Source organism: Leifsonia sp. HAY1-4F, from assembly GCF_056755275.1.
Map to the genome: position 1 here is coordinate 1 of NZ_JBNDHX010000159.1, position 5,248 is coordinate 5,248.

The window sequence follows — 5,248 nt, forward strand, 5'->3', positions numbered from 1 at the left end:
GAAGCTGTACAGCGTCACGCCCTGGATCGGGGATCCGAGGTTGCCGGTCATGCCGTCGCTGCCTTCATGGTCTTGGTGTCGTGCTCCTCGATGTGGAGCACTTCGTTCTCGCCGATCACGATGTACGGGATGTAGAGCGTGAGTTCCACGGACACCTCGTGCTCGCCGCCGTCGGCCGCGACGGGCACGTCGCCGGAGAGCACGGCCGAGTCGAGGGGGAACCACCACGACTCGGTGTCGTCCGCCATCTCGGCGAAGGTGCGCTCGCGGCCGTTGAGCTCCCAGCGGAGCGTCTCGGCCGGGGCGGGCACGCCGTCCACGGACAGCGAGGCGCCTGCGATGCAGGACGCCGGGAGTGCACGATACCAGGGGATGCGCACGTCGACCGCGGCACGCGTGCCGCTCGTCGTGAGCGTTCCTTGCTCGATGATGCGATCGGGGATCACGAGTCCTCCTTGACTACTTTTTCCACGTTTCTACAGACTAATGTCGATTTACTGCATAAGCAAGGGTTTGCCGCCGGCGAGCTCGCTCGCGATACGGCGAGCGCCCTTCACGGCCAGCGCGACGGACGTCAGCGTCGGGTTGCACGCCGTTCCCGTAGGGATGACCCCGTTGCCCGCGACGAACACCCCGGGCGTCGTCCACACTTCGCTGTCCGGACCGCACACGCTGCGGCCGTCGTCGGTCTCCCCCATCCGGACGCTGCCCTGGTAGTGGAGGGAGGCTCCGAGCGGCATGGTGAACGGCCGATCGCCGATCGGGTCCCCCACCGCTTTCGCGAGCTGGACGATCTCGTCCTGGGCCCGCTCAATCACTGCGCGGTCGCGGTCGGTGAGCGTGTAGTGGATGCGCATCGCGGGCATCCCGTACCAGTCGCGCTCGTCGTCGCTGAACGCCACCCGGTCGTCCCACTGCAGGTCCTTGGCGCAGAACAGGCCGAGCCCGACGATCGAGCCCGGGACGACGGGATCGTCGTCGGCGAGCGGGATCGGGGAGGCATCGAGTTGCATGACCTGGCCGTGGAACGGCACCGCGTCGGTGTACGGCACCCAGCTCACGCCACTGCGCTCGCTGATGGCTCCGTCGATCACCTCGTCGGCTCCGACGTCACCGGTGCCAGTGCCGGTGCGCGTGGCCGCGTCCTTCGCCACGGACTCCGCATCCCGGATGCGCGTGGCGTAGACCACCTGGGTCTGGTCGTTGAGCATGCGGCCGAGGGCGGCGGGGCGTATCCCGCTGGCCCAGAGCACCTGCGGTGTGCGCAGGGCGTCGGCGGCGACGACGACGAAGCGCGCGCGCACCGTGTACAGCTCGCCCGTGCGACGATCGCGGACCTCCACGCCGGCGGCGCGGCCCTCTTCGAGCAGAACCCGGGTAACCAGCGACTCGTCGTACAGGGTGAAGTGCTCGTTGGCACGCGTCACGTCGCCGAACACCACATCCGAACCCGACCACACCAGGCGGCCGTCGTCACGCCGGTGGACCGCCAGCGGCATCCGCTGCACCCGCTGAGCCGGGGGCCGGCCGTCGTCGACGACCGCGGCGAGGCGCTCGCGCACGAGGGCCGTGAACGGCGCTCCGTCGAACGCGTCGGTCGTGACGCCGAGCAGGCGGTCGCCCTCGTCGAGCAGGGCGTCGAGGTCGGGAAGGAACGGGATGCGCTCGCTGTCGCCCGGGCGCGGGCACGCTCCGGTCCAGTGGGCGGCCATCCCTCCGACATTGCTGGAGAAGGCGACGACGGGCATGCCATCCTCGCCCGGCTCCTGATACCCCTCGTCGAGCAGGTACGTGCCGGGACGCCCCCGGCGTTGGCCCGCGGTGACCGCACCCGGCGAGCTGACGGTATCGGCGCCTGCGCCCGGGCCCTCCGAGCGCTCCTGCGCCTCAGCTCGCGCGACCGGGTCCTCGATGTTCTTGACGTGCGCGCCGGGAGGATCCGACACCGTCGGCCCGACCTCGAACAGCGCGATGGTGGCGCCGGGCGCCTCCTCGCTCAGGATGCGCGCATACGTGGCACCGGCGGGACCGCTGCCGACGATGGCGATGTCGACGGATTCTGGATAGCGGCTCATGCCGTCACCGCCAGCTCGCGGATGAGCGCGACGGAAGCCGCCGACTCCTGCGTCGGGTAGTACTCGAGACCGATCGGGCCGTCGTAACCGGAGGACCGAAGGATGCCGAGGCGCTCTGCCCAGTCGAGCTCGCCGGAGCCCGGCTCGCCGCGGCCCGGAGCATCGGCGAGCTGCACGTAGGCGATCAGGCCGCCCGCATTCGCCAGTTCCGCCGCCATGTCCTCACCCTCGACGGCCGAGTGGTAGATGTCGTAGAGCACGCCGAAGTACGGGGAGCCGACGCCGCGCGCGACGTACACCGCCTCGGCGGTGCGGTCGAGCAGCGAGCCCGGGTGGTCGACGCGGATGTTGACCGGCTCCAGCGCGAGCGTGATGCCCGAGCCGTCGATCTGCGCGATCGCCTTCTGGTAGATCTCGATCAGCTTGTCGAGCTGCACCTGCCGCTTCCAGCCGCCGAAGCCCGTTCCGCTCCCCACGACCATGCGCGGGCAGCCGAGATCCTGCGCGATCGCGACGCCCTCGTCGAGCTTGCGGTAGAACTCCGAATGGTCCCACGGCGGGATCATGAACTGGGTGCGCGGTTCCGACAGCTGGGCGGTGAGCGTGGTGCCGGTCTCCTGGAGTGCGGCCTTGAGCGCGGGGAGGTCCTTCGGCGTCGTCGGTGCGTCGACGCCGGTCGGGCCCCACATCTCCACGGCGTCGAAGCCCGCGGCGGCGGCCGCGCGCACGCGGTCGTGGTAGTCGCCGGCCTCGGTGAAGAGCAGTTCGATGTTGGGTGCGAGCTGGTACATGGGTTTACTCCTTGTTCAGAACATTGGATGGTCGTGGGCAGCGTGCACGGGAACCTGCTGCAGCACGTCCCAGTGCTCGACGATCCGGCCGCCCTCGAATCGGTAGATGTCCGCGACCGCGGCGTCAGGTGCGCCGGGTCGGGAAGCCTTGACGTGCACCATCGCCAGGTCGCCGTCGACGAGGATCCGCTGGATCTCGAAGCGCGCATCCGGGCTGCCGTCGAACTTCGGCGTCAGCGCCTTCACAGCGGCGGCTGGGCCGTCCGGGATGTTCGGGTTGTGCTGCCGGTAGTCGTCGGAGACGAGCAGTGCGAAGGCGTCGGCGACGCGCTTCTGCGTATAGAAGAGGTCGCAGAAGCGCTCGAACGCCTCGCGGTTGTCGCTCATGCGCCGTCCTTCCGGGCGAGGGGCTTCCGGGGAAACGGCCTCCGTACCGCGATGGTGACCGGCCCGAGCAGCCCGCTCGGCTCCTGCTGCGCGAAAGCGGAGAAGAAGTCGGGCTGCGCCTTCGCGAGCGTGTTCGTCACCTCGATTTCGAGGGTGTTGCTGCCAGCCAACACGTCCGCCGGCACGTCGAAGACGTAGGGAGGCGCGATTCTGCTGCCGAGGTCGACGCCGTTGAGGCGCACGGTCGCGAGCTCGAAGACCTCCCCGAGGTCGAGGATGTGCTCGGCCGCGTCGGCCGCAGAATCGAACGACGCCGTGTATCGCGCCGTGCCGCTGAACCGCGGCAGGAGGTCGGGGTCGCTCAGAGGCCGCAGCTCGTCAAGAGCGCCCCAATGCGTGAACGCGGGCTCGGTCGCCGTCGCCGTAGCGACCGCCCAGGTCGGTGCGAGTTCGACGGCGTCGCCGCGCTCGGCGGCCGGCCGGACGGGGAGTCCCTCCCACGCCGACGGCGGGCCGACGAGCAGCACCACCGCCTCCCCCGGGCCGAGCTCCAGCGAGACCGATGTCGATCCCGCGGCGCTTTCGCCGCGCACCTCCGTGAGGTTTCCCGTGGTGGCGTCGAGGGCGACGGTCTCTCCGGCACGCGGGAGCGTCGCCGTCGTGCGCACGGCGTCCCGCACCGACTCGTTGACCAGCATGATCACGTCGGCATCGCCGGCGTCGCGCCGCACCACACGCACCGATGCGGCCAGTGGATCGAGGCGCACGGCGCGGTCGCTCATCCCTCGGACCGCATCCACCAGTCCCGTACCGGACACCGGCCGGAACCGCAGTTGCAGGGCGTGCGCGTCGGCTCCATCGCCCGCGACCTCCGGGACGGAACCGACGAAGACGACCGGCACCCCTGCGTCGTCGAGCCGAAGCAGGTCGTGCGCGACGTGGGCCGGCAGGAAGGCGCTGCCCGGAACGATCAGCGCGTCGTACGTCTCGCCGCCGAGCGTCAGGGTCGACCCGTCCACCCCGGCATCCGGGAGGGCGTCGGCCGGGACGACGTCGGCGTCGAGCTGAGCCTCCATCAGCAAGCGCAGCGGCCGCTCGAACGGCATCGCCTCACCCAGCCATTCGGCGTCCGCGTGGTAGAGGACCGCGAACGGGGCGACATGCGCGCCGCTCTGAAGCAGGTGGCTGAGGCGGTTCGTGTAGGCGCTGAGCAGGTGCTGCAGCGGATACTGCGGATTGTTGCCGCGCGCGTAGAAGTGCGGCGGGCAGTCCGGGTCGGGGAACGCCGCAGGCGAGAACGCGTGCGGCACCACGTGGGTGACCCCGCGCACCAGGAGGTGGTTCGTCAGCCACGTGAATAGCCGCAGCCCGGCGTACCAGCCGTAGGCCCCGATCGTCTCGCACATGGCCCTGCCTTGCTTCAGCGGGTCGAGGTGCGCGGCCGACGACGCGAGCTTGGCGAGCCCGAAGTGGAAGAATTCGCCGTCGGCGGCCCCGGTGATGTTGCCGAACGGTCCGCGGGAGAACCCGGGGACGACCTGGCCGCCGATGATGTCGACCCCCGCCATGTCCTGACCGGCCACCGCCCGGAAGTAGTGTCCGGCGCCCGGGCCGAGCCGCGCGTGGGACCCGTTGTCCTCGATCACGTGGCCGATGTACTCGACGCCGTGCGCACGGCACCAGTCGCCGAGCCGCCGGCTGAAGTTCTCCGAGTACAGCCGAGAGACCGTGTCCATGAAGGCGTACCGCACCTCGCGCTCACGTCCGCCGGCGGACATCCACAGCAAGGGCAGGAGCGGGACCGCATCCCTCCCGAGCCGCTCGGACAGCCGAGCGGCGACCGCCTCGTTCCACGGCAGCGGCACCGCTTTGCCGAGCCGCGAGTCGAAATCGAAGGTGTCCGGGTCGTTGTAGAGCCCGGGCTCGTCACTGAAGAAGCCCGCGATCGTCGCACCGAATTCGTCGGCGTAGCGGTGGTGGATGCGCTCGTAGACC

The 5,248-nt window shown here is 70.2% G+C and carries 5 protein-coding genes; all 5 read right to left on the reverse strand.

Annotated features, from left to right (window positions below; genetic code table 11):
• Positions 1 to 47: 47 nt before the first annotated feature.
• Positions 48 to 446: a C-glycoside deglycosidase beta subunit domain-containing protein gene (locus tag ACPYOG_RS18490; RefSeq protein ID WP_441799586.1), complete on the reverse strand. Its 399-nt coding sequence runs from the start codon at positions 444 to 446 to the stop codon at positions 48 to 50.
• A gap of 48 nt (positions 447 to 494) precedes the next feature.
• Positions 495 to 2,075: a GMC oxidoreductase gene (locus tag ACPYOG_RS18495; protein ID WP_481295610.1), complete on the reverse strand. Its 1,581-nt coding sequence runs from the start codon at positions 2,073 to 2,075 to the stop codon at positions 495 to 497.
• Positions 2,072 to 2,866 (reverse strand): TIM barrel protein, encoded by a 795-nt coding sequence (locus ACPYOG_RS18500; protein WP_481295611.1) that lies wholly within the window; start codon positions 2,864 to 2,866, stop codon positions 2,072 to 2,074. The genes ACPYOG_RS18495 and ACPYOG_RS18500 overlap by 4 nt, the downstream gene beginning before the upstream one ends.
• Positions 2,867 to 2,881: 15 nt before the next feature.
• Positions 2,882 to 3,253: a nuclear transport factor 2 family protein gene (locus tag ACPYOG_RS18505; RefSeq protein ID WP_481295612.1), complete on the reverse strand. Its 372-nt coding sequence runs from the start codon at positions 3,251 to 3,253 to the stop codon at positions 2,882 to 2,884.
• On the reverse strand, positions 3,250 to 5,248 hold a 1,999-nt coding region (locus ACPYOG_RS18510), incomplete at its 5' end, for a glycosylhydrolase-like jelly roll fold domain-containing protein (RefSeq protein ID WP_481295613.1). The genes ACPYOG_RS18510 and ACPYOG_RS18505, both read right to left, overlap by 4 nt.